We start from the raw sequence: 25,503 nt of genomic DNA, 5'->3' as shown, positions 1-25,503 counted from the left end.
TTAAGCCCTCCAGCGTCGATGGTACTTGAACCGCAGGGTTCTGGGAGAGTAGAACGTTGCCAAGCACAGATAAAGAGCCTTTTTGAGAGAAATCTCAGAAAGGCTTTTTTGTATTCGCGGACAGATAAGGGGAATTACAGGCCGCTATTTTCAGAAAATTAGCCCTTTAGGCTAGTGGAAGGGAACCAGGGTCTGCTATTTCACCATTTAGAAGAGATAGCCACCACATTTGGTGATATAAGACCCTGTAGTTCCCCTCGCTCGCCCGAAACTCCGCTTTTCGAGGTAATAAGGGAATGGAGTTCCTTTATTGCAGGCTTGCTGTTTATTGCAGGTAGCAGGAAGTTTCCTTCTCCGTAATTTTCATTAATCCGGTTTTGCGATAAGGACGGAATCGGAACAGCAGCCACAGCCGCGGCAGGAGCATCCAAATATGAAAGATGATAAGATGGATCAACCACGAGGCCGGTATCCAGGGATACAAAAGTGTAATGAGGGAGAGCCCGATCCAGAATAAGTGCAGCTGTATTTTGGCAACTAGGCGGATAGATGCATGGCCGTCTGGCAGCGAGCCGCACCAGAAAACGCCCCAACGATAGGACCAGCCCCTCATGGCCATGCCAATGGTGAATTGAAAATAGGTTCGAACAAGAAGCGTATGGAAGACAAGCAGGAGCGGATAACTAACCAAAAGCGGGAGCCAATTGCCGGGGTCAAACTTGAAGAATACGACCAAAGCTAGAAGCAGAAAGTAAAGAATTTTTTTATACAAAGAATGATAAATACGCTTTACTAATGTATAGCTATAAATAGTAGATTGTTTGGAGAGATTTGCTTCTTGTTTCGTCGACATGATGATGACCTCCGTGAGCCGGTTAACCTGATATAGTGGTAATATCGGCACATTCCTTCCAAAATATAAGCGTTTAGCTAGTTTAGGAGAATCGAGAATCGGATATACTAGTAGTAAAAGTACATGGGGTGATCATATGGAGGAGAACCGGATTGGCATATGTATGATCTGTGAGCAGCAGCGCATTGGCGGCATTCACATTATTGCAGCTTTCATATGTGATGAATGCAGCGGTGAGATTGTCAAAACGAATGTGAATGATCAAAAATACCCGTTCTTTGTGAAACAGATGAGAAAAGCTTTTTATACAGGGAATACGAAACAGTATATGAACTAAATGGGAGAAGCTTCTGTCCGGAAGCTTTTTTGTTTTTTTAGCGTCAATCCACTACTATAAGGGTATTAAGTAGAAAGTTCAAGGAGTACTTTTCGCATGAGCATGAACATGATCAGCAGCAGCAGTCAAAGTTCGAAAAAGCAGCACAAAGCACCGCTTTATGAGGCGATGGTGGCTCATCAGGCTAAAAATCCGGTAAGCCTGCATGTGCCGGGGCATAAATCCGGACAAGGTTTAATGGATGAAGGGGTGCCTTTTTTTCATGAAATAATGGCAATCGATTATACGGAAATTACAGGGCTAGACGATCTGCATCATCCGGAGGGCGTTATTCAGGAGGCAGAGGAGCTAGCGGCAGATTGCTTTGGAGCAGAGGAAACACATTTTCTCATAGGCGGCAGCACGGTTGGGAATATGGCTATGATTGCAGCCGTTTGCGAAAGAGGGGATGTTATTTTAGTCCAAAGAAATGTACATAAATCCGTCATTCACGGGTTGATGGTATGCGGAGCGAATGCTGTGTTCATTGCCCCGTCTATTGACCCGCAGACGGGCGTTGCAACAAGTGTAACTATTGAAGCTGTGAAACAGGCATTGCATGAGTACCCTGAGGCCAAGGCGCTGTTCTTGACCAACCCCAATTATTATGGCATGGGCGTTACTTTGGCTCCATTTGCGGAACTGATGCACGCTCGGGAGAAGATGCTCTTGGTTGATGAGGCACATGGCGCTCACTACGGCTTCCATCCGGAGGTACCGGCATCAGCCTTATCGCAAGGAGCGGATGCTGTCGTACAATCCACGCACAAAATGCTTACCGCGATGACGATGGGCGCGATGCTTCATTTGCAAGGACCGCGCATCAACCGCAGCGCGATCCGCAGGCTGCTTGGCATGCTGCAGAGTTCAAGCCCTTCGTATCCCATCATGGCATCCTTAGATCTGGCGCGCAAAAGAATGCACACGGAAGGGGAGGCCTGGCTGGCAGAAGGGATAGCCCTCGTGAAAGAATTTAAATCCCTTTTGGACGAGATGAACAGGTTTTATTATTTCCCGCGGGAATTTCCGGGGCATACAAGTCAAGCGTATGAAACCGCCGACCCGTTCAAAGTGGCCATCGTTGACGCCACGGGCACCTTAACGGCTACTGAGCTTAAAGAGCGATTAGAAGAGCAAGGCATTTATGTAGAAATGACGGATGGCCGCCACGTGCTGTTTGTGTTCACACCGGCATCGAGCCGGTCCGACGTGTTAAGGGTCGCAGGCGCATTAGCTAACATTTGTTTGGACGTTCCCGCTCAAAAGAAGGAACTTCAGGCGCCTATCTCGAATATACTTAAATTACCCTACTACACACAAATCTCTTCTCCGGTTCCTTTTGATATGAAAGAAATCTCAAGAGAAGAGGCTTGCCGTAAGGTAAGCGTTCAGGATGCGGTTGGACGGAAGTCTGCGGATATGGTGATTCCCTATCCACCGGGAGTTCCTTATTTATACCCTGGTGAAGTCATTTCTGCTGCCGTGGCCGAAGCATTACTACAATTAGCGTCAAATGGAATCAAGTTTCAAGGCACAGAATTTGGACAGACACACAAGTTAAAGGTATACACATAAACTATTATATCGACTGGTAAAGCAGCACGCAGGAGGAAGAGTGAACGGAATATTCATTACCTTTGAAGGACCGGACGGATCTGGCAAAACGACACAGCTTAAGAAATTGGGGGAGGAGCTTAAGAAATTAGGACATGATGTTCTTGTTACAAGAGAACCGGGGGGTACAGCGATCAGCGATAAGATTCGCAGTATTATTCTTGATCCTGTGAACAAAGAAATGGTGGATCAAGCGGAAGTGCTGCTGTATGCGGCGTCCCGAGCGCAGCATGTGCATCAGTTGATTTTACCGGCATTGGAGGCTGGGCGCATTGTCCTCTGCGATCGATTCATCGATGCAAGCGTTGCTTATCAGGGCCATGGACTTGGCGTGGATGTCGAACAGGTCAAAGCCATTTCACGCTATGCCAGCTCGGGGTTAGAAGCCACACGCACATTCATTCTGGATGTTCCCGTAGAAGTCAGCATGGCGCGGCTGCACCAAAGAGCGTCAGGAGCCAATTCGGCTGCAGAGCAATTGGATCGCATCGAGCAGAAGCATGTGGATTACCACAACCGTGTAAGGGAAGGCTTCCATCAGATCGCATCGGATCATCCTGAACGTGTCATAATGATAAACGCAAACCGCAGTGTAGAGGAGATTGCAGACGATATTTGGAGCCAGTGCAACAGTTTGCTTGAACGATATTTCGCTTAAGGAATATTTATCCGTCTCAAGCAGAGAATCCATTCTTAGTTTATAATAAGAGGAGGCAACCCCTATGAAACTAGTCGTAGCCGTTGTACAAGATAAGGATAGTAACCGTCTCTCCAATGCTTTGATTAAGGAAGGATTTCGCGCGACGAAGCTGGCAAGTACGGGCGGGTTTCTACGCGCAGGAAATACGACTTTCATGATCGGTACGGAAGATGAGAGAGTGCAAGAGGTTATGCAAGTCATTCGCGCCAATTGCAAAATTCGGGAACAACTTGTTACACCGGTTTCTCCAATGGGAGGAACGACAGATTCTTATATTCCATTCCCAGTGGAAGTGCAAGTGGGTGGAGCCGCGGTTTTCGTATTGCCGGTTGAGCGTTTCGAGCATTACTAATCTACATTAGACCTAAACAAGGATGGATGCGTCTTGAAAATTAATCCGGGGTGGCAGCCCATTGGTAAGAACGTCAAAGTGAATGAGAACGTCCCGCCGCCACAAATGGCCCCCCGGAATTTCTCTGACATTATGCAGCAGCAGGATGAGAAATTTACGCAGGAGCAATTGTCCAAAATGGTGCAGCAAATTACGCTGCAGGGCGACCGTTTGTCACGGGCGATGACCGTGAGAGAGCTTCTCCAGTATAAATTGCTCATTAAGCAATTTTTGGAGGAAACGGCTCGCCGGGGTGTGAACTTACGAGATACGAAGGGCTGGGATCGCCGCGGCCGTTCGAAGCGATATAAGCTTTTGGAAGAAATCGATCAGGAGCTCCTCTCTTTAGCGGATGAATTGCTGGATAGCGAGCAGGGTCGAATTGAGATTCTGCAGAAAATCGGAGAAATCCGGGGTATGCTGATTAACTTGTTATTTTAGGATGGTGCTATAACGAATGTCCTTCCAAGCCATACCGGGGCAAGCAGCGGCTAAGCAACTTCTGCAGAACGGATTGCGCCAGGACAAGCTGTCTCACGCCTATATATTTAGCGGTCCAGTCGGGACAGGGCGTTCAGAAATGGCGATAGCCTTGGCTAAGGCCATCTATTGTCAGCGCGGAACGGATGACGCCTGCGGGGAGTGTTTGGAGTGCCGTAAGGTGGAGCATAGCAATCATCCGGATCTGCACATTGTTGCGCCTGAAGGGGCCTCAATCAAGATTGAGCAAATTCGTGAGCTTCAGAAGGAGTTCGCTTACCGTGCAACGGCTTCCGGCACGAAAATATATATATTGCATCACGCAGAGAAAATGACCGTACAGGCAGCAAACAGTCTTCTGAAATTCCTGGAAGAGCCGACGTCCCGAGTCGTTGCTATTTTGATTACGGAGAATGGAAATGCCCTGCTGCCGACGATTCAATCGCGGGCGCAGTGGATACAATTCACGCCGATGCCGCGAGAGCAAATGGTACTGACGCTCCTGGAAGAAGGATTTCCGGCTGCGCTTGTACAGCCCGCTGCGCATTTAACCGCCGGATTGCAAGCTGCAAGAGAGCTGATCGGTGCGAATTGGTTTGCAGAAATGAGAACCGTAATGTTACAATTAGCGAAGGAGACGCTCACACGTTATCCTACTTCTATGATTACGGTTCAGCAACGAATTGTGAAAACAGAACTTGCAGAACACATGTCGAGTCTGTTCGACTTGTTGATTCTCTGGTTTAAAGATATGGTGCAGCTGTGCCTTGAGCGCAGAGACAGGCTTGTATATAATGACCAGCTGGACTGGATGAGCTCCCTCGCGTTCAGTCGGGATGTCTCAGTCTGGGTGCGTATGATGGAGCAAGCCGTAGATTTACAAAAGCGACTGCGCTTCAACGCCAACTCTCAGCTGGTTATAGAGAAAATGCTCGTGGAGATGCAGGGGGTGTAAGATGTATTCGGTTGTAGGCGTCCGCTTCAAAAAAGCGGGTAAAATATATTATTTTGACCCGATCGATTTGCCGATCGAGAAAGAAAGCGCCGTTATTGTTGAAACCGCTCGCGGTGTGGAATACGGCAAAGTGGTTGTAGGCAAGAAGAACGTCAAAGAGAATGATGTTGTCCTTCCCCTGAAGAAAGTCATACGCATAGCGGATGATTCGGATGCCGATTTGGTTGAAGAGAACAAAAAAGCAGCCAAGGACGCGTTCCAAACGTGCCACGACAAAATTAGAGACCATAGTCTTAAGATGAAGCTCGTGGACGTAGAGTATACCTTTGACCGCAATAAAATTATTTTCTATTTTACCGCTGAGGGGCGCGTTGATTTCCGTGAGCTCGTGAAGGATTTGGCGAGTATTTTCCGGACAAGAATCGAACTGCGTCAAATTGGCGTGCGGGACGAAGCCAAGATGTTAGGCGGTATTGGTCCGTGTGGGCGGATTCTATGCTGTTCGTCGTTTCTAGGTGACTTCGAGCCTGTTTCGATTAAGATGGCCAAAGATCAGAACCTGTCACTTAATCCGACGAAAATTTCGGGCTTATGCGGCCGGTTAATGTGCTGCTTGAAGTACGAGCACGATAATTATGAAAGTGCGAAGGATTCGCTGCCAACCGTTGGCAGGCATGTGATCACTTCATTTGGCAATGGTAAGGTTCTAGGGTTAAATATCAGTGAGCGTACCGCGAAGGTTCAATTATTCGACCTTGGTAAAGCACTTGATTTACCTTTCGATGATGTAGTTGAACAAGAGTAGCGGCAAAGGATCCAAGGAGGCGCTGGCCAGTAAGCATGCATGGCACTAGAGGTGAAAGCGTGGATAAACAAGATATTTTTGGACAAATAGATGGGATCGAAGAACGAATGGGTGCCACTTATGCCGAGTTGGGTGCCTTAAAGAAACAAATCATTATACTCATCGAAGAAAACAAGAGACTAAGCATCGAGAATCAGCAGCTGCGCAAACTGATTCGACAAGAGGAAACGGTTGTCGAGCAGCCCGTCGGAGCGGCAGAGGAAACGGTTTCGTTGCCTGGAGCCGGATATGATAATTTGACCCGTTTATACAATGAAGGTTTTCATATTTGCAATGTGTATTACGGGCACCTTCGGACCGAGGGAGATTGTTTGTTTTGCTTATCCTTTTTAAATAAATAAGAGCGTGTGACCGTAGGGGTGTATGCCTTACGGTTTTTTTCCATAGTTGAGCCAAATTCAGAAAGGAAATGAAAAGCTGCGTATGGTGCCTTTACGACCGACCGAACGAATTGATGATTTATTAACGTATGAGCTAAAAATAATCCAAAGCGAGGAAGTGTTCAGCTTCTCGTTGGATGCCGTCCTGCTGGGACGCTTTTGCAGCTTGCCGCCAAAGGGGCGGGTGATCGACTTATGTACGGGCAACGGCGTCGTTCCTCTGCTCTTATCCACACGAACGCGAGCTGAAATTTGGGGTGTCGAAATTCAGGAGCGGCTTGCGGATATGGCGGTTCGCAATGCGCTCTTGAATGATTTGGGAGACAGGCTGCATATGATTCAAGGCGACCTGAAGACGATTCATGAGACGCTGGGCCACGGTAAATTCGATGCTGTGACGGTGAACCCGCCCTATTTGCCTGTCCCTAACGGGGAACAGAATGTGAATGAACATTTTGCGGCGGCGCGTCATGAAATTTACTGCAACCTGGAAGATGTGATTGCAGCATGCGCGAAGCTGGTGAAAGCAGGCGGCAAAGTGGCGATGGTACACCGGGCAACACGTCTGGTGGATATTATCTGTTTAATGAGGAAATACCGGTTGGAGCCGAAACGGATTCGCTATGTGCATGCCCGGGCAGGGGAAGAGGCGATGATGGTGCTCATTGAGGGGATGAAGGATGGCAAGCCGGAAATTCGCACGCTGCCTCCGCTCATTGTTTACGATGAGAATCAGGAATACTGCAAAGAACTGAAGGAAATTTATTACGGGGGCAGAGCCTCTTTAGAGTTCTCATAAGAATAATAACAGCGTTGATGCAAGCATATGACTAAAGTGAAGAGGGACAAACAGTGGGCTTAAATGTGCAAAAAAGTTATCGCGAGGATGGACATGCTGCGGGTACGCTCTATTTGGTAGCCACACCGATCGGCAACCTCGAAGACATGACCTTCCGGGCCATCCGCATCCTGAAGGAAGCAAGCCTGATTGCCGCGGAAGATACGCGGCAAACCCGCAAGCTGCTGACGCACTTCGAGGTCGCTACGCGACTCGTCAGCTATCACGAACACAACAAGCAGGCAAGCGGCCCCGAGTTGGTCCGCTTGCTGCTTGAAGGGCAGAGCATCGCGCTCGTCAGCGATGCAGGACTGCCGGCCATCTCCGATCCAGGTTACGACCTGGTGAGGATGGCCGTGGAGCAGGGCGTGCCGGTGGTTCCCGTCCCCGGCGCGAATGCGGCTCTGTCGGCGCTGATTGCATCAGGCCTGCCGACAGAGCGGTTTGCCTTCGTCGGATTTCTCCCGCGGGAGAAAAAGGACCAGACGAAGGTGCTGGAAGGGCTGCGGCATGCGCAGGATACGCTGCTGTTCTATGAGTCGCCGCACCGCGTCGAGAAAACACTTAGCCGGATGGCGGAAGTGTGGGGGCCGGAGCGCCGGGTGTGTCTTGCCCGCGAGCTGACGAAGCGGTACGAGGAGTTCTTGCGGGGCACGATCGCAGAGTGCCTCGAGCATCTGACGCAGCATCCGCCGCAGGGGGAGTGCTGCGTTATCGCCGAAGGCGCTTCCGCGGAGGCGGCGAAGGAAGCCGCCGACAGCTGGTGGGAGGCGATGACGCTGGGCGAGCATGTCGAGCACTATGAGCGGCTGGGCAGCGACCGGAAGGAAGCGATGAAGCAGGCGGCGAGCGATCGCGGGCTTTCCAAGCGTGATGTATATAACGCTTTGCTCGAACGTTAACGCTAGCGGGCGTAGTTTTGCGCCAGCCAGTTGCAGTTAAAGGACTGAAGACAGCGCGCTCCTTATTAGGAGAACTACAAGCCGCTATTTTGGCAAAGGACAGACTTTTGGCTGATGAAGGGGAACTATAGGGCGTTATTTTGCCGGAGTCAGCCGGATTTCAGCCTGGAAATGCGAAATAGGGGATCATTGTTCCTCTTCGCTGACCAATAAGGGTGTTTCTGCGGAAATAACGCCTTGTAGTTCCCATTACAGGCTCATAGTTAGTTGGCAAAGGCGGAGGGGTTCGCGTTCCGAAGGTCTGAACAAAAAAAAGATCTCTAATCCGTGGCCGAAGCCAACAAATTAGAGATTAGAGGAGATATGAAAAAGGTTAGAATTACCAATAGGATAAGTGCTACTTCTATTATATACTATTTTTCTTATTTTGTCACAGGTGTTGGCATTTCTGCTAAACAAATATGACAAACAATTTTTCCCTTAAAGTAAGAGACGCCTTCCGCGTTGCCGCAGAAGATACAAGCAGGCTCATATTTCTTAAGCATGATGCGCTCGCCATCTACATAAATTTCCAAAGCGTCCTTCTCACCAATACCCAGCGTGCGGCGAAGTTCAATTGGAATAACGACGCGCCCCAATTCGTCAACTTTTCTAACAATGCCCGTAGATTTCATCATATATATAAACCCCTTTCGATTTTATAAAAATTTTATCAATATCGTCATGTTTCGACATATCTTCTTGACTAATGATACCAACCATTCCCAAAATAGTCAACCATATTTTTATGATTTTAAGCAAGAAAGCTATTATTTTTCTATATCTAATTACGAAAGGGAAGAGGGTGAAAACCCTGTAGAATAGGGAAATGTAAATAATATATTACTTTCCTCTCTCTGAAAAAGGTTAGAGTTACCAATGGGAATGCAAGAGCGGAACGAACAGAAAACTGGGAGCAGCAATTCGACAAATTACGACATTAAGTGTCGAAGTGATGGAGCGAATTGTCGAAAACATGTAGAATTAAATAAAGAATTAAATTAAGAAAGGTTGTGAACAGATGAAGGAAGAGAAAGTTTTTAAAGATCCGGTTCATAAATACATTTACGTGCAGGATGCCACGATATGGGATTTGATCAATACGCGAGAGTTCCAAAGGCTGCGCCGCATTCGTCAATTGGGCACCTCTTATTTAACGTTTCACGGTGCCGAGCACAGCCGGTTCTCTCATTCGCTCGGCGTTTACGAGATCACGCGTAAAATCATTTCCCAATTTGAACGCAATCAATATGAAGGCTGGCCGAAGGAAGAGCGGCTGCTTTGCCTTTGTGCGGCGCTATTGCACGATTTGGGGCACGGGCCTTTCTCGCATTCCATTGAGAAGGCTTTCGGAACGCGTCATGAGGATTGGTCCTGTAAAATCGTGCTTGGCGACACGGAGGTCAATGAAGTGCTTCGGCGGGTTTCTCCGGATTTTCCGAAAAAAGTAGCCGGTGTCATTTGCAAATCCTACAATGAAGAAATTGTTGTAAGCCTGGTGTCGTCACAATTGGACGCTGACCGGATGGACTATTTGCTGCGGGATGCTTATTTCACAGGAGTCAATTACGGTACGTTCGATCTTGAGCGGATCCTGCGCGTCATTCGGCCTTACCGGGGGCATATTGTAGTCAAAGAAAGCGGCATGCATGCGGTAGAGGACTATTTAATGTCCCGTTATCAAATGTACTGGCAGGTCTACTTCCATCCGGTGACACGGAGCGCAGAAATTTTGCTGCATAAAATTTTCGCTCGCGCCAAACATTTATACGAAGACAACTATACGTTTGCTTTTATGACCGATCCCATTCTTCACCTCATTCAGAATAAAATTTCGCTGGAAGATTACTTACTGTTGGATGAGTCTGTCATGCAGGCGATGTTAACTTTTTGGATGAACGAGAAGGACCTGATTCTGGCTGAACTGTGCAAGCGCTTTTTGGACCGTAAATTATATAAATACAGTACCTTCGATGAGTCGAATCAGCGTTTGATCCAGCTCATGGAGAAAGTCATGGCGGAAGTCGGCTTTGATCCGATCTACTACATGGAAATCGATTTCCCTTCGAATCAATCCTATGATGTGTACAGACCGGGGGAAACGGAAGATAATTTGCCGATTCTGCTTTTGGATCACAAGGAAGCGTTAACGGAAATCACCCATCGGTCAGAGATCGTTCAGTCTATTAGCGGATTCCAAATGGGCAAGCATCATGTCTACTATCCTGAAGAACTGCTGGATCGGTTGAATGCCGTCCAATATCCGGAACTCTGGGAACTGCTGGGCGAACAAGAATAAACCACTATACATAAGAAAGAGTAAGGAGAAGAACATGCTGACAGATTCACATACACATTTAAATGCGGAACAATTTCAAGAAGATCAAGACGAGGTCATTCAGCGTGCGCGGGAGGCCGGGGTTACGAGAATGGTGAATGTCGGATTTAATCGGGAGACCATTCCCAGCTCGATTGCGCTTGCCGAGAAATACGATTTCATCTATTCAACGGTGGGCTGGCATCCTGTCGATGCTATTGATATGCTGCCGGGCGATTTGGAATGGATCGAGGATCTGTGCAAACATGAGAAGGTGGTGGCCATCGGGGAAATCGGACTGGATTACTACTGGGATAAGTCGCCAAAGGATGTGCAGCAGCGGGTTTTTCGAGAGCAAATCAGGCTGGCGCGAAAGCTTGGCATGCCCATTGTGATTCATAACCGGGATGCCCATCACGATATTTTGACGATTTTGAAAGAGGAGAAAGCTGCGGAAGTCGGAGGTATCATGCACTGTTTTTCGGGGAGTTGGGAAACGGCTAAACAATGCTTGGATATGAATTTCCATATCTCCTTCGGCGGGCCTGTTACTTTCAAAAATGCGAAACAGCCGAAGGAAGTGCTGGCGCAAGTTCCATTGGACCGCCTATTGATCGAGACGGATGCTCCTTACTTGACCCCGCACCCTTTCCGCGGCAAGCGCAATGAATCGGCTTATGTTCGGTTGGTGGCCGAAACCGCCGCGGAAATTAAGGGCTTGAGTCTGGAGGAACTCGCAGAAATAACGACAAACAACGCGATTGCCTTGCTAGGTCTCAAGTGAAGCGTTCTTCGCGAATTTGCGTCGAAGCAAGATTCCGCAGCTTAACGAGATGAAGGCGAGACCGATGAGCGGGACCGTGAAAAGCATTGGCGAAGAGCGGATCAAAAGCGAAACCGACAGGATGCACAGCTCCAGGAACAACACGGACCAAATGATGAAGGCCAAGGAACCGGCTTTCAATTGGCGGTCAAGCGGGTACATCTCCAGCCAAAAGGTATAGCGGTGTGAACGCTCGAGCGGCGTGAGCTGAACCATGGAGATTACCAACGCGATAAAAAAGATGAGTATTCGCGCAGTTTCGCTGCTTGAAACGGCTATGGCAAGCGCCCCCAACAGGGAAATACGCATGACAATCCCAAATAGCTCCGTACGCAGTAAAGTCTTCATATATATGTACAAATAAGCTGCCTCTTGTTTAAAAGGAATGAACGTTGTGACCCCGCTGATCCAGCCTCGGCGGGTTATTCGCGTTCCCAAGTGCGGAACATCGACGAACCAGTTAAAAAAGGCGTAGAGCCGTGCTTGCTGCTGCCTTTCTTTAGCGATGAGGTAATCCCATCCGATCAGGTGTTTGGAAACGTAGTGAGTGGCCGTCAGCCAGGCTAAAATGAGAACCAATGCTGCGCCGCTTGCCCAGAACACGCTGGTCAGAAATTGCAGAGAAACCAAAGCGGTGGTTGCGATCCAGCGAAAGCTACCGGATGCGATTCTCGCGCGTTCGTTCGTGAACCGGCTTTCCTGCCAGCTAGCCGACAAATTGGCCAACTTCATTAATAGAAGCAGGGCGAGCATCCATAAGAAATGCTGCTCTTCACGTCCGAGGCAGTGATGGTACAAGGGCCACAACACGACCCATGCCAGAAATGTCCAAAACGCTTGCAGCGCTAAGCTGTACATAAATCCGCCGCGGAAGTACGGACCCATTTGGTGCTCGATACGCAGCAAAAACATACGGTCTGCGCTTCTGGCTAAGGTGCGGATTGGACTGGATGACAACAGAGGAACGAGAAGCAGAAGGACGATCCACAAATAAGGGTAATCTGTCGGAAGCCGCTGTAATATTTTTGCATAATAATAGGAAGAAAGAATGACAAGAAATAACAGGAAGCCGAAAAAGTTGCTGCGCGCCGCATACTGCAGATAGCCCATAGATTCTTTCATATAACGTTCAAATCTTTGCTGCCATAGGGCACGGGTATTCAAGTCCATCGATTTCATACCGGATCCCCTTTTACAAGCTTATAAAAGATGTCGTCCAGTGACGCCTGTTGGAGTCCGGTTTGCTGACGCAATTCGACTAAATCGCCCTGAGTGACCATGTGGCCCTTATGCAGGACGACGTAATTATCGCAATATTTCTCAATCGTAGACAAAATATGCGAGGATATGAGAAATGACGCGCCTTTTCGCTTCATTTTGACCATTAGCTCCAGCAGTGAGCGAATCGCTAGCGGATCTAGTCCGAGAAATGGCTCGTCAATGATGTACAAAGAGGGTTCGATCAGGAAAGCGTTCATAATCATTACTTTTTGTTTCATGCCTTTGGATAAATGGCTGGCGAAGGAGTTCAGCTTGTCCTCCATCTGAAATTGCACGAGCAGCGCTTGCGAACGGGAGAGATAGTCTTCTTTGGACAAGCCGTATGCCATGGCCGTTAGCTCGAGGTGCTCGCGAATCGTAAGTTCTTCATATAGCTCCGGACTTTCAGGTACGTAAGCGTAGGTCGCCCGGTAAGGAAGCGGATCCTCGGCTAACGTCAAGCCGTTGATTTTGATCGAACCTTTTTGAGGCTGAAGCAGACCGAGGATGTTTTTGATAGTCGTACTTTTGCCTGCGCCGTTCAAACCGATCAAACCCATCATTTCTCCCTGGCGAATCGAAAACGTGAGATCATGGAGAACCGGTTTCGTGGGTAAATATCCTCCAAATAAAGAATCGACTTGCAAAATAGGGCCCATCTAATTGCCTCCCTGAATAGCTAATTATTGGTATTAAATCACTGAATTCTTTCATGATAAGTATAAACAAATTTGGTTTCGAAGCCTAGTTTAGGTGTGAAAACACGAAGAAACCTAGTATTCGTACGTTATAGTGAGATAAATGTAGATAAAAAGTGGTTTTATTCTAAAAATAAGCTAATTTTAAGCGATTTAGCCCTTTTTAGTAGGTGTTAATCCCTTTACAGGTAGAGATTAACAGCGTAATATACTTTTCATAATAACTTAATAACCAATTTGCCATTTTTCCATTCGCTGAGTTCCGAATAAGGGAACGGGGGAACCACTGTAAGCTTGAGAAGCGGGTGACGCATCTGAGTGAACAGAGTGAGTAACAGGGGTGAATCTTGGACGTTAACGGAAGTTTACGTCTGAGTAGGGCGACTCTCACGTCCGAATCCGTCAGCTAACCTCGTAAGCGTAAGAGAGGTAACGATTGTCGTGTGTGCTATTTGTGTATTTTACTATGCAAACTAAGCCGGCGAGAAGAGTCCTCTTCTTGCTGGCTTTTTATCTTCTTTAGGATCTCTACTCATAGAATGTTGAATAGGCAAAGCGGGGTGGGACGACCGGAACGCAGCAGCTTAAGCGCAGCTGTCGATGGAAGCACGTTAAGTTAAATTAAAAACCTTAGTCGCGTCAAATTTAATCATGCTGTAACCTGGCGGCGAGGCTTTGAAGGAGGACCGAAGAAGTGGGCAGTATCTCTTTTAGCGAGACCCATGTAAAACGATCATCCAGCATGTCCTTCGCATTGCGATGGAAGCATGAAAACTTGCGTTTGATTTTAAGCCTGGCTCTAATTTCAATCGCAATGACTTTCATGTTTTTGGTGTTGTTGTACGGTACGGCTACCAAGAGCGTATCCGTGGTTGTGAATGGACAAGAAACCGTTGTGCACACGAAGCAATGGGTCCTGCAACGCCTACTGGATGAACAAGCCATAACGATTGGTGAACACGATGAAATATCTGCAGACCCTGCGGCGACAATCAAGGGTGGAGACAAATTCGTCATCGAGAAAGCTTCTCCAATTCAATTGACTGCTGATGGAAAGACCACCACTGTTTACACAACTGCAAGAACGGTTGAAAGTGCATTGCAACGTTTACATATTGCACTGGGGGAACACGATAAGCTGACTCCCGATCCAACAGCCGCTCTGGGCTCAGGCGATGAAATCAAAATCGTCCGTGTAAAAAAAGAGACGGAAGAAGTAACAGAGCCGATTGCATTCGATACGGAAAAGAAAAGTGATGCATCGCTGCTCAAAGGCAAAGAGCAAGTTATCCAAGAAGGTAAAGAGGGCGTACTGGTCAAAAAGAAAGAGAAGACTTACGAAGATGGCGTTCTAGTGGCGGAAGCTGTAGTGGGTCAAGAAGTACAACAGGAAAGTATAAAGAAAGTCGTGTCCGTTGGCACGAAGAACCCTGTTGTGACATTGTCGGCCTCATCTCCGAGCGTGGATGAGATCTCTAAGAATGGCGTTACGTTCGGGTATAAACAAATTCTGAAGAATGTGAAGCTAACGGCCTATTCGGCGGGAGCCGATTCGACAGGGAAGTCCGAAGGATCTCCTGGATACGGGAAGACGTATACGGGAACAACGGTAACGGAAGGCAGAACGATTGCGGTTGATCCGAAAGTCATCCCGCTGGGATGGTGGGTTTACATTGAGGGTGTCGGCTTCCGCCGTGCTGAAGATATCGGCAGCGGTGTGAAAGGCCAAATGATTGATGTATATTTTGAAGATCACGGCTATGCCAATAAATTCGGAACAAAACAGGGGTATACGGTCTATGTTGTAGGACCGAAGAAGCCGTCTGAAAATTAACGTGTAAACGTTAGTTTCAGCGGGAACAATGTCATTATACGTCACCGGGCAAGCAGCCTGGGCGAAAGAAGAGGGGTTCCCTCTTCTTTTTCTGCGTACTGGGAAGGGAACTCATTTATGATGAAAGAAGTCATCGTCGTTGAAGGCAAGGACGATACGGCCGCCATTCGCCGAGCGGTCGAGGCGGATACAATAGAGACGGGCGGCTCCGCCATCGGGCAAGCCGTATTGAAGCGGATAGCCCTCGCACAGCAGCGCAGAGGCGTCATTATTTTCACCGACCCGGATCACGCAGGCGAGCGGATTCGGAAGATTGTGGCCGCCAAGGTGCCGGGCTGCAAGCATGCCTTTATCACGCAGGCGCAGGCCGAGTATAAAGGCGACATTGGCGTGGAGAATGCGGCGCCGGAGACGATCCGGCAGGCGCTTCAGAACCTTCGGACAGAGTACGAAGGGAGCGTCTCGCAGCTCGCCATGAGCGACCTTATGGCCGCCGGGCTGATCGTTCACCCCGAGGCGGCGTCCAGACGGCTTGTTGTGGGCAATGCGCTTGGGATCGGCTACTGCAACGGCAAGCAGTTTTATAAGCGGTGTGCGATGTTCCAGATCTCGCGTGAAGAGTTTGAGGCAGCTTTGGAGCATCTGGAAGGGAATATATAGTTAAATTCAGAACCTATAGATAAATGAGGGCTACAAGATGAATATACCCGGCAATGAAGTGATTGTAACAGCAGATGACGTGGCAACACCGAGTAAGACGAAACAAATTATCAAAAAGCATAATCTTGTGCTTAAAAAGAGCTTGGGCCAGAACTTTCTGATCGACCAGAATATCTTGAGCAAGATCGTTTCGGCCGCCGAGCTCGGGCCGAACAAGGGGGCGCTGGAAGTCGGCCCCGGCATCGGGGCGCTCACCCAGCAGCTGGCCAAGCTCGCAGGGCGCGTCTTGGCCGTCGAGATCGATCAGCGTCTGCTGCCTATCCTAGGCGAGACGCTGGAGCCGTATCCCCATGCGAGTGTCGTTCATGGCGATATTTTGAAGACCGACCTGCCGGAGCTGTTCCGGCAGCATTTCGCGGGCTTGGATGGCGTCAGCGTCGTCGCCAACCTGCCGTACTACATCACGACACCGATCATCATGAAGCTTCTGGAAGAGAAGCTGCCTCTGGAGAATATCGTCGTGATGATTCAAAAAGAAGTGGCCGACCGCATGGCGGCCCGCCCGGGCACCAAAGATTACGGCAGCCTCAGCATTGCCGTGCAGTTCCACTGCGAGCCGGAGCTCGTGACGATCGTGCCGCGCACCGTCTTCGTGCCGCAGCCGAACGTCGATTCCGCCGTGATCCGGCTGCGTGTGCGCAAAACACCGCCGGTTGAGGTGGCGGACGTGGACTTCTTCTTCGCCGTCGTCCAGGCGTCCTTCGTCCAGCGGCGCAAAACCCTTTACAATAACCTGGCTGCGCGGTTCTTTACCAAAGAAAACAAAGCCGAGCTGGAAGCGCTGCTCCACGGCTGCGGCATCGAGCCTTCGCGCCGCGGCGAAACGCTCAGCATGGAAGAGTTCGCGCGCTTATCGACAGCGCTGCGCGCGCACGGCTGCAAATAACCCGCACCAAATGCCCAGTCCCGCCATAGGATGACCCTAGGAGGGGATTTGTGCGATGAGGCAAGGAGACTTTGTAACCCGTAAATCCTATGGCGGCGACGTCATGTTTAAGATTGAACGCATTGATCAGATGAAGGCCATTCTGCGCGGTGTAGATTATAGACTGCTTGCGGATGCGCCTTTAATGGACTTAACGCTGACGAACCCGGCAGAAGCGATCGACCATCCCAGGTCGAGCTCGCCCGAGTTTCGCGAGACATTGCGGAGGCTGGCGGTAGCCCAGGTGCAGCTGCAGGAGAAGAATCACCTCACTGTCGCCCATAATCAAAATCAAAAAGCGAGTGCAGGTTATTTCGAAGTCCCTGGCAAAGTGCTGCATTTGGACGGAGATCCGACCTACCTGCGCAAGAGCATGCTGCTCTATGGCGAGCTTCGTGTGCCGGCAGAGGGGTATTACATTCCTGAATCGCAGATGGCCGACGCGCTCCACCGGCTGCTTCCGCAAATTAAGCCGGACATTGTCGTCATCACGGGGCATGACGGAATACTTAAGCATCGTAAAACCGCGGGACCTAGCGGTTTGGCCAGCTATAAGAATTCGCAGAACTTCGTGAACGCCGTTCAGATCGCCCGGCAGTATGAACGCAACCGCGATGCGATGATCATCGTCGCCGGTGCGTGCCAGTCTCATTTTGAGGCTTTGCTTCGGGCGGGGGCGAATTTCGCGAGTTCACCCGCACGCATCCTCATCCACGCGTTAGATCCGCTTTGCATAGCGGCAAAGCTATCCTATACATCCGTGAAGGAGACGATATCCATGCTGGATATTATGGACTTGACGGTGACGGGTCTAGACGGTTTAGGCGGGGTAGAGACGCGCGGGAGCTACCGGATGGGCGTTCCGGGTATTCAACAACATACAGAGGAGCATGTGTAAGTTGTGCTCTTATCAGCTAGTTAAAGAACATTTGCCTGATGCTTTCCTCGTTGCGAGGAAGGTGCCGGGGGAATGTTCTTTTTTTATTGGAAAACTGTGAATAATTTGCGAACTTTGGAGACAACCTGTACAATGGGGAATTCGGAAAATAGGCGAAAATGCCGTTGACAACTGGATTGCGGTGCTGATATAATATTTGACCTTGTTTGACATGCTTGTCAAGATGGGGTATAATTAACAAGGAAAGAGGTGGTAGTTGACAATGGCAAAAAATGCGCTATTGGAAATCAAACGCAGTTTGGAGCCCCACGTCGGGCAGAAGATCATGTTGAGAGCGAATGGTGGCCGTCGAAAGACTGTCGAACGTTCCGGTGTTTTAGAAGAAACCTACCCTTCTGTGTTTATCGTGAAGCTTGACCAAGAATCACACGCCTTTAAACGAGTGTCTTACAGCTATGCTGACATCCTTACCGAATCTGTTGAAGTGACGGTTTGCAATGATGACGGCCAGGTTCGTATCACTTATATCCAACATTAGCTTAAATAGTTTCTATATGAGCAGACCCAAGGGTCTGTTTTTTGCATTTGCATGGACCTTGCGCGACTGGGCATACTAACCTTACTTTATGCTTACGCGGGCAGCTTTGTTCAGTTAAAAGCTCAGTCAAAGTTCAGTCAAAGCTCACGCTAAGCTCAGGACAAGGAGGTCTTTTATGAGTCGCAGAAGAGGTGTTATGTCCGAAAGTTTCAAAAATGAGTTGGCCAAGGATCTAGGGTTCTATGATGTCGTGCAGCGAGAAGGTTGGGAAGGCATCCGCACGAAAGATGCGGGGAATATGGTGAAACGAGCGATTCAAATCGCGGAGGAACAGTTGGCGAAGCAATATTCATCCTCTGGCCCTTCTATGCAAGCATCCTACAGCCCACAGAACGCTATGCAGAACAGCTACTCGCAAGCGCCTCTGTATAACCAGCAGGCTGTACAAGCGCCACAGGGGTACGGGCAGCAAGCAGCGGTCGTTAAGCCTGCCTACACGCCTTCCTACGGCCAGATGGCTTCACCGGGCGGCTCGGCGCATGCGGGATGGAATCCCGTAGCATCGGCGTCTCAGCAAGCGGTACAGGCCGAACAACGTCCTTACTACAGCTAAAGCGAATGCTTTAGCTTTTTTTTTGCGCTTTTGTTATAATATTTTAACGGCAAACGAGCAAAAGAAGGTGACCTTGTTGAAAATTTTTGAAAAAGCACCGGCTAAAATTAATTTATCCTTAGATGTTTTACATAAAAGACCGGATGGTTATCATGAAGTAGAGATGGTCATGACGATGGTCGACCTGGCTGACCGGATCGAGATGCAAGAGCTTTCACGGGACACCATCATTATATCCAGTCAGGCGGGCTATATTCCGCTAGATGAGAAGAACCTGGCCTTTCAGGCTGCGCGTCTAATTAAAGATCGCTATGACGTCAAACAAGGCGTCTACATTCATTTGGATAAAAAGATTCCCGTGGCAGCAGGACTGGCAGGGGGCAGCAGCGACGCGGCAGCAACGCTCCGGGGTTTGAACCGGCTTTGGAATTTAAACATCCCTATGGAGGAACTGCAGGTGCTTGGCGCTGAGCTTGGATCGGACGTGCCTTTCTGTGTAACGGGAGGGACGGCCGTCGCCAGAGGACGCGGCGAAAAGCTGGAGCCGATCGTCTCGCCGCCGCAGTGTTGGGTCGTATTGGCCAAGCCTCCCATCAATGTGTCCACGTCGGAGATTTATGGGAAGCTGAACGCCCGCGAGATCAAGCGTCATCCATCGACGGAGAATGTGATGAAGGCAATTCGCGAGAAGCAGTTCGATCAGCTTTGCGGAAACCTTGGCAACGTGCTGGAAGAAGTGACGCTGGATCTTTATCCGGAGGTCCGGCAGTTGAAAGAATGCATGCAGCGTCTGGGAGCAGACGGCGTGTTAATGTCCGGAAGCGGGCCTACGGTATTCGGTCTTGTTTCTAAGGAAGCGAAGGTGCCGCGGATCTATAACGGGCTTCGGGGGTTCTGCAAGGATGTATATGCGGTGCGGATGCTGACCTAGCAGACAAATTGATAGAGGTTGCCTATTGTGCAACCTGGAAAGCCGTCAGGCGCATTGCCTAGGCGGTCCTTTTTATGTGGAGAGGGGCGCATCTGCCTTGACAAACTCGCTCGTCCTAAAAGGACGGCGAAGTCGTATATTATTATGTGTTAGCATTATGTAAGGTCCATGTTAATTTATTTTTCATGCTAAGCTTGAATAAATACGTATAAAAGTGGTATATTTTCTTTATATTATTCGGATTTTTGGGGGGTAGTGCGATGAAAAAGTTGAAAAGGAGCGCTAGGCTGGTAGAAATGACGCAATACTTGTTGTTTCGCCCCCATTCGTTAATTCCTTTAACGACTTTTGCCGAGCGTTACAACTCAGCGAAGTCCTCCATTAGTGAGGATTTGGCGATTATTAAAGAAGTTTTTGAAGAAGAGGGACTCGGCGAGCTGCAAACGCTTGCGGGCGCAGCCGGGGGAGTAAAGTTTTCACCGAAGGTGCCGAAGGAAACATCCTTGAAGTTTATTGGACAGCTCTGTCTGCAGCTGCAGCAGCCTGAACGGATTTTGCCCGGCGGTTACTTATATATGTCCGATATCATGGGGCAGCCCCAATATTTGAATGAAATTGGCAAAACATTTGCATCTGCTTTCGCAGGTCGTGATATTGATGTGATTATGACGGTAGAAACGAAAGGCATCCCGCTCGCTTATGCGACGGCTACTTATATGAACCTGCCGGTTGTCGTTGTCCGCAGGGACGGCCGGGTTACGGAAGGTTCGGCGGTGAGCATCAACTATGTTTCGGGCTCTAATAAGCGCATTCAGACCATGTCGCTCGCAAGACGCGCCTTGAAAGAGGAATCGAAAGTGCTGATCATCGACGATTTCATGCATGTAGGCGGTACCATTCACGGCATGATGGATTTGCTGGCGGAATTCAAAGCCACTGTCCAAGGAGTTGGCGTCTTCATGGAATCCGTTGAAGTCGAAGAGCGTTTAGTGGATCATTACATATCGCTGGCCCGGTTGTATGGTGTTGATTCCAAGACCAAGCAAATTACGGTGGAGCCAGGCAATTATTTTGACAAGTAAAAAAGGAGATGTGTAAAACGATGGAATTCATTTCAACAACGGCAGCGCCTGCTGCTATCGGACCTTACTCGCAAGCGGTTAAATTCGGCAATTTGCTGTTTACTTCGGGGCAAATCCCGCTCGGTTTGGACGGGCAAATCGTGCAGGGCGGCATTAAGGAGCAAACGCACCAAGTGTTCGCCAATTTGAAAGGCGTGCTGGAAGCGGCAGGTTCATCTTTTGGTCAAGTCGTGAAAGCGACCGTTTTCTTGAAGGATATGAATCAGTTTGCAGAGCTCAATGAGATATACGCGACGTACTTTGGCGATCACAAACCGGCTAGATCGACTGTCGAAGTGGCCAGATTACCACGCGATGTTTTTGTCGAAATAGAGTTAATTGCTGAGATTCCTGTCGAATTTTAACAGTAACATTAAGATTGTATAAAATTATCGAAAATTTCAAAAAAATAAGAAGGAATTTGCACGATGATGTGGAATATTACACCCAAGTCTCAGAGATGGAAAAAGGTGGTGAACACAAGTGCAAATTACAGATGTAAGGCTCCGCCGGGTCAACTCCGAGGGGAGAATGAAAGCAATCGCTTCCATTACCATCGATAACGAGTTCGTTGTACACGACATACGTGTTATCGACGGGAATAACGGCATGTTCGTGGCAATGCCGAGCAAGCGTACGCCAGATGGTGAGTTTCGCGATATCGCTCATCCAATTTCTTCAACTACGCGCGAGAAGATTCAAGCTGCCGTACTGGCTGAATACGACCGTGCTGCAGTAGAGGAAGAGGTTATTGAAGAAGGCGCATAGCGAATAATTATTGAGGGAGCCCTTAGGGGCTCTCTTTTCATTTGGGTGGCATTGATGCTATCATTGGTAATGAACTTTTCATTCGACTATTACGTATACAGTATACAGCTATTTTTAATAAAGGGGTTGGAATAGGCATTGAAGCTCATGGCGATTGTGTTGGCTGCAGGACAAGGTAAGCGTATGAAATCAAAGCTGTACAAGGTGCTTCATCCGGTTGCAGGCAAACCGATGGTGGGGCATGTTGTGGACACGCTGCAGCAAATAGACGTAACGAGAACTTTGGTTATTGTTGGTTTTGGAGCGGAAGCGGTAAAGAATTATCTGGGAGACCAGGTTGAATATGCTTTGCAGGAGCAGCAATGCGGAACCGGTCATGCGGTTCTGCAAGCGAAGGATATGCTTGGCGATGAAGACGGCGTGACGGTGGTCATTTGCGGAGATACGCCTTTGATCTCGGAGGCTACGCTGAAGAGCACGCTTGAACTGCATCAGCGTTCGGGCGCGTCGGCGACGATCCTGACAGCAAAGCTCGATGATCCGCAGGGGTATGGCCGCGTTATTCGCGGTGAAGATGGCAGAGTTGCGCGAATTGTGGAACAAAAAGATTGCAGCAGCGAGGAAGCGGCTGTTCAGGAGATCAATACAGGCACTTATATTTTCGATAACCGGAAGCTGTTCAAAGCGCTGGGCTCCGTGACAAACAACAATGCTCAGAATGAATATTACCTGACCGATGTTATCGGCATCCTTAAGGACGCCGGGGAAACGGTACAAGGTTACTGCATGAAAGATGCCGCAGAGTCTATCGGCGTGAACGACCGTGTTGCGTTGGCTGAAGCGGAAGTGCTGTTTAAAGCGCGCATTAACCGTGAGCACATGCTGAACGGGGTTACGATTATCGATCCTGCCAACACCTATATTGAAAAAGGGGTTGTGATCGGAGCCGACACCGTGCTGCTGCCGGGTACTATTTTGCGCGGAAAAACGGTCATTGGCGAGCAGTGTACGATCGGACCTCAAACCGAGATTACCGATTCCGTCGTGAAGGATGATGTTACGATTAAGCAATCCGTTCTTCAAGACGCTTATGTGGATAATGAGGCTAGCGTAGGGCCGTTTGCTTATTTGAGACCCGGAGCGAAAATCGGCAAGCAAGTGAAGATCGGCGACTTTGTCGAAATTAAGAACGCGACGCTGGGCGATGGATCGAAGGTATCTCACCTAAGCTATGTAGGAGATGCGGTTGTCGGCACGAACGTTAACTTCGGCTGCGGTGCAATTACGGTGAACTACGACGGTTTCAATAAGAGTTTAACTGAAATCGGGGACGATGCGTTTGTGGGCAGCAATGTCAACTTGATCGCTCCCGTGAAAATTGGCAACGGCGCTTACGTCGTCGCAGGCTCGACGATTACGCACGCCGTTGATGACGGCGATTTGGCTATCGCGCGTGAAAGACAAACGAACAAACCGGGCTATGCGGATAAAATCAAAGCGCGGATGAAAGCGAAGAAAGACAGTAAAGCGAAAAAAGAGTAGCAAAGAGTTAAATCTCCCTTGCGAGGGGGATTTTGGATGGAACTTCTTAAGGTTGGGTACGCTATGAACTAGCTGTTACCACTTGGCGTCGTTTACGAAAGTAAGTGTGCTGAGCAAAATTCTTAGGAGGTTCTTTTTCTTATGGCATTGTCATTGAAAGCGGAAGCCCGCAAGGACGCAACGAAATCTGATATTAAGCAGCTGCGTATGAACGGCAAGCTGCCTGCAGTCGTGTACGGCAAGAAGGTGGCGGCAACGGTCATTACCGTCGATCAGAAGGAATTAATCGCGCTGCTCCGCAAAAGCCCGCATGCCGTTATTGAGCTGGACATGCCGGATGGCGGGGGCAAGCAGCCGGTTATGATCAATGAAATTCAGCGCAACCCGCTGAACCGGGAGCTGCTCCATGTTGACTTTCACCAAATCAATATGGACGAGCCGGTCAAAACCGTGGTGATTCTGGAGTTCCTCGGAGAGGCCGAAGGGGCGAAGGAAGGCGGCATTCTGCAAATTCAATTGCATGAGCTGGAAATCCGCTGTTTGCCGAATCAGATACCGGCTTCCATCACGGTCGATATTTCACACGTAGGCATCGGCGAGAACATGCTGGTCAGCGAGCTTACGGTGCCGGATACGATTGAAGTGAAGTCCGATCCGAACGAGCTCGTACTCACGATCCTGGCGCCTCAGAAGGAAGCTCCTGAGGACGTTGCTGCTCAAGGCAAAGAGGATAAGCCGAGCGAAGCCGGCGAGCAAGCGAAAGAAGAACAGACGGTATAACTTAAGAGAAGGGTACCCTCCGCGATGTGCTAAGGGTATCCTTTATTTATTGCCTTTGCATCAGGCCGGTCTCAAGATGAGTCAGTACCCTGGCCGGGAAACAATGACATGCGTGTTTCGGTTATAGAACGTGTTATTGACTTTAATAAAGTGCGGGTTGTAATTTTCAATGTACCCTATATCCTTATGCAGATTTTGATAGTATACTTGGACGGGAATACCGGCATCTATATGATCTTGGAAATGATGATCGCTTGTAAGTTGTTGACCGTTTAGATACATATTCAATAATTCACCCGCAGCTAGGAATTTGTTGGTGCGCTTTCGTTTCATATAGGTAAACAATAACCGTTAGATGCAGGTTACGCCAAGGATTTTTTAACAAACGGCTAGGAGGAAATGGAAGAAAATGAAATGTTTTATCGGACTGGGAAACCCGGGAAAACAATATGAGATGAACCGGCATAATGTCGGGTTCATGGCGATTGACCGCTTTGCCGCCAAATGGGGAATAAGTCCTTTTCAAAACAAGGGCAAGGGACTTCTCGCCGAGGGGAACGTGAACGGCACGAAGGTGTTTTTGCTGAAGCCAATGACGTATATGAATCTTTCAGGCGAATCGATGAGAGCGGTTTTGGACTTTTATAAAGCGAAGGTGGAGGATGTTGTCATTATTTATGATGATATGGATACGCCTTTCGGCCAAATCCGGCTTCGTTATCAAGGGAGCGCAGGCGGTCATAACGGAATTAAGTCGATTATTCAGCATGCTGGAACGCAGAGTTTTAACCGCATTCGCGTAGGCGTGAACCGTCCGGCTCCCGGCTATAATATTGCCGATTACGTGCTGTCGAACTTTTCCAAGGAAGAGATGAAGTCGATTGACGATGTACTGGATCTGACGTGCGAAGCGATGTTGTCGAGTCTTGGCGAACCGTTCGAGAAGACGATGGGCAAATTCAACAAATAAGCCTGCAGCTTGCCTCTACGTATTGTATGCATGGCCCTTATTCGAAAATGACAATGGTACATTCGGCTAATTTCTCCGGAGAATGGCCATACTAGGATGTAATCGAATCGTCGAAGGAGGCATACATATGATTAAGTATATTTGCAGGCATTGCCACACGTTTGTTGGGGAAATTAATCAACATGCGATTACGGAGCAACAGTTGGGCTTCCATTTCTTGACCCCCGATGAGCGTAGAGATATAATATCGTATAACACGAACGGAGATGTTACGGTTAGGGTTGTTTGCGACTACTGCCGCGAGGCGCTGGAAGCCAATCCGGAGCTGTCTTTACTGGCAAGTCCCTTGCAGTAACGGAATTTTCGTTGAAG

30 protein-coding genes, 1 pseudogene and 1 riboswitch are annotated in these 25,503 nt (G+C 48.9%); of the genes and pseudogenes, 26 read left to right on the top strand and 5 right to left on the bottom strand.

The window, feature by feature from the left end; genetic code table 11:
* Window positions 1-325: 325 nt before the first annotated feature.
* The gene (locus AC3WRW_RS22860; RefSeq protein ID WP_492548581.1) at window positions 326-853 is read right to left on the bottom strand and encodes a hypothetical protein; all 528 of its coding nucleotides are present in this window, start codon (window positions 851-853) and stop codon (window positions 326-328) included.
* Between the two features lie 136 nt (window positions 854-989).
* On the opposite strand from AC3WRW_RS22860, the gene AC3WRW_RS22855 reads away from it, so the two are divergent.
* The 10 genes from AC3WRW_RS22855 to rsmI all read left to right on the top strand — a co-directional run bounded on the left by AC3WRW_RS22855 (window position 990) and on the right by rsmI (window position 8,354).
* Entirely contained in the window at window positions 990-1,190 is a 201-nt protein-coding gene (locus AC3WRW_RS22855) for a sigma factor G inhibitor Gin (protein ID WP_171685265.1), read from the top strand.
* 96 nt (window positions 1,191-1,286) lie between these two features.
* Window positions 1,287-2,804 carry an aminotransferase class I/II-fold pyridoxal phosphate-dependent enzyme gene (locus tag AC3WRW_RS22850; RefSeq protein ID WP_492548580.1) on the top strand — a complete coding sequence of 506 codons (1,518 nt, stop codon included), beginning with the start codon at window positions 1,287-1,289 and terminating at the stop codon, window positions 2,802-2,804.
* Between the two features lie 40 nt (window positions 2,805-2,844).
* The gene (gene tmk, locus AC3WRW_RS22845) at window positions 2,845-3,501 is read left to right on the top strand and encodes a dTMP kinase (protein WP_492548579.1); all 657 of its coding nucleotides are present in this window, start codon (window positions 2,845-2,847) and stop codon (window positions 3,499-3,501) included.
* A 64-nt stretch (window positions 3,502-3,565) separates the two neighbouring features.
* Window positions 3,566-3,895 (top strand): cyclic di-AMP receptor DarA, encoded by a 330-nt coding sequence (gene darA / locus AC3WRW_RS22840; protein ID WP_079417169.1) that lies wholly within the window; start codon window positions 3,566-3,568, stop codon window positions 3,893-3,895.
* A gap of 33 nt (window positions 3,896-3,928) precedes the next feature.
* Window positions 3,929-4,375, top strand: a complete 447-nt coding sequence (locus AC3WRW_RS22835; RefSeq protein ID WP_171685263.1) for a YaaR family protein — start codon at window positions 3,929-3,931, stop codon at window positions 4,373-4,375.
* A gap of 16 nt (window positions 4,376-4,391) precedes the next feature.
* On the top strand, window positions 4,392-5,369 hold the full coding sequence (gene holB, locus AC3WRW_RS22830) for a DNA polymerase III subunit delta' (protein WP_492548578.1): 978 nt from the start codon (window positions 4,392-4,394) through the stop codon (window positions 5,367-5,369).
* 1 nt (window position 5,370) lies between these two features.
* Window positions 5,371-6,174 (top strand): PSP1 domain-containing protein, encoded by an 804-nt coding sequence (locus AC3WRW_RS22825; RefSeq protein WP_167059077.1) that lies wholly within the window; start codon window positions 5,371-5,373, stop codon window positions 6,172-6,174.
* Window positions 6,175-6,233: 59 nt separating this feature from the next.
* The gene (yabA, locus tag AC3WRW_RS22820; protein WP_492548577.1) at window positions 6,234-6,575 is read left to right on the top strand and encodes a DNA replication initiation control protein YabA; all 342 of its coding nucleotides are present in this window, start codon (window positions 6,234-6,236) and stop codon (window positions 6,573-6,575) included.
* 82 nt (window positions 6,576-6,657) lie between these two features.
* Window positions 6,658-7,413 (top strand): tRNA1(Val) (adenine(37)-N6)-methyltransferase, encoded by a 756-nt coding sequence (locus AC3WRW_RS22815; RefSeq protein WP_492548585.1) that lies wholly within the window; start codon window positions 6,658-6,660, stop codon window positions 7,411-7,413.
* Between the two features lie 53 nt (window positions 7,414-7,466).
* On the top strand, window positions 7,467-8,354 hold the full coding sequence (rsmI, locus tag AC3WRW_RS22810; protein WP_492548576.1) for a 16S rRNA (cytidine(1402)-2'-O)-methyltransferase: 888 nt from the start codon (window positions 7,467-7,469) through the stop codon (window positions 8,352-8,354).
* 422 nt (window positions 8,355-8,776) lie between these two features.
* Here the strand turns inward: rsmI and AC3WRW_RS22805 are convergent, their stop codons facing one another.
* Complete coding sequence (locus tag AC3WRW_RS22805; protein ID WP_127457122.1) at window positions 8,777-9,031, bottom strand: AbrB/MazE/SpoVT family DNA-binding domain-containing protein; 255 nt, start codon at window positions 9,029-9,031, stop codon at window positions 8,777-8,779.
* 383 nt (window positions 9,032-9,414) lie between these two features.
* Here AC3WRW_RS22805 and AC3WRW_RS22800 point away from each other — a divergent pair, with 383 nt between their 5' ends.
* Window positions 9,415-10,692, top strand: a complete 1,278-nt coding sequence (locus tag AC3WRW_RS22800; protein WP_492548575.1) for an HD domain-containing protein — start codon at window positions 9,415-9,417, stop codon at window positions 10,690-10,692.
* Between the two features lie 34 nt (window positions 10,693-10,726).
* Window positions 10,727-11,494 (top strand): TatD family hydrolase, encoded by a 768-nt coding sequence (locus tag AC3WRW_RS22795; protein ID WP_492548574.1) that lies wholly within the window; start codon window positions 10,727-10,729, stop codon window positions 11,492-11,494.
* Here the strand turns inward: AC3WRW_RS22795 and AC3WRW_RS22790 are convergent.
* Both AC3WRW_RS22790 and AC3WRW_RS22785 read right to left on the bottom strand, forming a co-directional pair.
* Complete coding sequence (locus tag AC3WRW_RS22790) at window positions 11,480-12,712, bottom strand: ABC transporter permease (protein WP_492548573.1); 1,233 nt, start codon at window positions 12,710-12,712, stop codon at window positions 11,480-11,482. The two genes, AC3WRW_RS22795 and AC3WRW_RS22790, sit on opposite strands and share 15 nt — an antisense overlap.
* The gene (locus tag AC3WRW_RS22785) at window positions 12,709-13,452 is read right to left on the bottom strand and encodes an ABC transporter ATP-binding protein (protein ID WP_492548572.1); all 744 of its coding nucleotides are present in this window, start codon (window positions 13,450-13,452) and stop codon (window positions 12,709-12,711) included. Before AC3WRW_RS22785 ends, AC3WRW_RS22790 begins: the two co-directional genes overlap by 4 nt.
* Window positions 13,453-13,734: 282 nt before the next feature.
* A riboswitch (cyclic di-AMP (ydaO/yuaA leader) is annotated at window positions 13,735-13,927 on the top strand.
* A 306-nt stretch (window positions 13,928-14,233) separates the two neighbouring features.
* Here AC3WRW_RS22785 and AC3WRW_RS22780 point away from each other — a divergent pair.
* The 12 genes and pseudogenes from AC3WRW_RS22780 to AC3WRW_RS22725 all read left to right on the top strand — a co-directional run bounded on the left by AC3WRW_RS22780 (window position 14,234) and on the right by AC3WRW_RS22725 (window position 24,161).
* Window positions 14,234-15,325, top strand: a complete 1,092-nt coding sequence (locus AC3WRW_RS22780; RefSeq protein ID WP_492548584.1) for a resuscitation-promoting factor — start codon at window positions 14,234-14,236, stop codon at window positions 15,323-15,325.
* 117 nt (window positions 15,326-15,442) lie between these two features.
* Window positions 15,443-15,985 (top strand): ribonuclease M5, encoded by a 543-nt coding sequence (gene rnmV / locus AC3WRW_RS22775; protein ID WP_492548571.1) that lies wholly within the window; start codon window positions 15,443-15,445, stop codon window positions 15,983-15,985.
* Window positions 15,986-16,022: 37 nt separating this feature from the next.
* Window positions 16,023-16,931 carry a 16S rRNA (adenine(1518)-N(6)/adenine(1519)-N(6))-dimethyltransferase RsmA gene (rsmA, locus tag AC3WRW_RS22770; protein WP_492548570.1) on the top strand — a complete coding sequence of 303 codons (909 nt, stop codon included), beginning with the start codon at window positions 16,023-16,025 and terminating at the stop codon, window positions 16,929-16,931.
* A gap of 55 nt (window positions 16,932-16,986) precedes the next feature.
* Entirely contained in the window at window positions 16,987-17,868 is an 882-nt protein-coding gene (gene yabG, locus AC3WRW_RS22765) for a sporulation peptidase YabG (RefSeq protein ID WP_492548569.1), read from the top strand.
* 262 nt (window positions 17,869-18,130) lie between these two features.
* Entirely contained in the window at window positions 18,131-18,406 is a 276-nt protein-coding gene (gene veg, locus AC3WRW_RS22760; protein ID WP_028557365.1) for a biofilm formation stimulator Veg, read from the top strand.
* Between the two features lie 175 nt (window positions 18,407-18,581).
* Window positions 18,582-18,752: pseudogene (locus AC3WRW_RS22755) on the top strand (small, acid-soluble spore protein, alpha/beta type); the annotation flags it as partial.
* Window positions 18,753-19,095: 343 nt separating this feature from the next.
* Window positions 19,096-19,950 (top strand): 4-(cytidine 5'-diphospho)-2-C-methyl-D-erythritol kinase, encoded by an 855-nt coding sequence (ispE, locus tag AC3WRW_RS22750; RefSeq protein ID WP_492548568.1) that lies wholly within the window; start codon window positions 19,096-19,098, stop codon window positions 19,948-19,950.
* 260 nt (window positions 19,951-20,210) lie between these two features.
* Window positions 20,211-21,032: a pur operon repressor gene (gene purR / locus AC3WRW_RS22745; RefSeq protein ID WP_492548567.1), complete on the top strand. Its 822-nt coding sequence runs from the start codon at window positions 20,211-20,213 to the stop codon at window positions 21,030-21,032.
* A 20-nt stretch (window positions 21,033-21,052) separates the two neighbouring features.
* Window positions 21,053-21,436 (top strand): RidA family protein, encoded by a 384-nt coding sequence (locus tag AC3WRW_RS22740; protein WP_492548566.1) that lies wholly within the window; start codon window positions 21,053-21,055, stop codon window positions 21,434-21,436.
* 118 nt (window positions 21,437-21,554) lie between these two features.
* On the top strand, window positions 21,555-21,839 hold the full coding sequence (gene spoVG / locus AC3WRW_RS22735; protein ID WP_028557369.1) for a septation regulator SpoVG: 285 nt from the start codon (window positions 21,555-21,557) through the stop codon (window positions 21,837-21,839).
* Between the two features lie 138 nt (window positions 21,840-21,977).
* Window positions 21,978-23,381, top strand: a complete 1,404-nt coding sequence (glmU, locus tag AC3WRW_RS22730) for a bifunctional UDP-N-acetylglucosamine diphosphorylase/glucosamine-1-phosphate N-acetyltransferase GlmU (protein ID WP_492548565.1) — start codon at window positions 21,978-21,980, stop codon at window positions 23,379-23,381.
* A gap of 141 nt (window positions 23,382-23,522) precedes the next feature.
* Window positions 23,523-24,161: a 50S ribosomal protein L25 gene (locus AC3WRW_RS22725; protein WP_492548564.1), complete on the top strand. Its 639-nt coding sequence runs from the start codon at window positions 23,523-23,525 to the stop codon at window positions 24,159-24,161.
* 81 nt (window positions 24,162-24,242) lie between these two features.
* On the opposite strand, the gene AC3WRW_RS22720 is transcribed toward AC3WRW_RS22725, so the two are convergent.
* Entirely contained in the window at window positions 24,243-24,494 is a 252-nt protein-coding gene (locus AC3WRW_RS22720; protein ID WP_492548563.1) for a hypothetical protein, read from the bottom strand.
* A 76-nt stretch (window positions 24,495-24,570) separates the two neighbouring features.
* Between AC3WRW_RS22720 and pth the strand changes: the two genes are divergently transcribed.
* Both pth and fin read left to right on the top strand, forming a co-directional pair.
* Entirely contained in the window at window positions 24,571-25,131 is a 561-nt protein-coding gene (gene pth, locus AC3WRW_RS22715) for an aminoacyl-tRNA hydrolase (protein ID WP_492548562.1), read from the top strand.
* Window positions 25,132-25,258: 127 nt separating this feature from the next.
* Complete coding sequence (gene fin, locus AC3WRW_RS22710) at window positions 25,259-25,486, top strand: anti-sigma-F factor Fin (RefSeq protein WP_167059133.1); 228 nt, start codon at window positions 25,259-25,261, stop codon at window positions 25,484-25,486.
* The last annotated feature ends 17 nt before the right edge of the window (window positions 25,487-25,503 follow it).

Source organism: Paenibacillus sp. FW126-R14, assembly GCF_058789495.1.
Note: the sequence above shows the minus strand (reverse complement) of the source record. Positions and strands in the feature narration are given on the sequence as shown.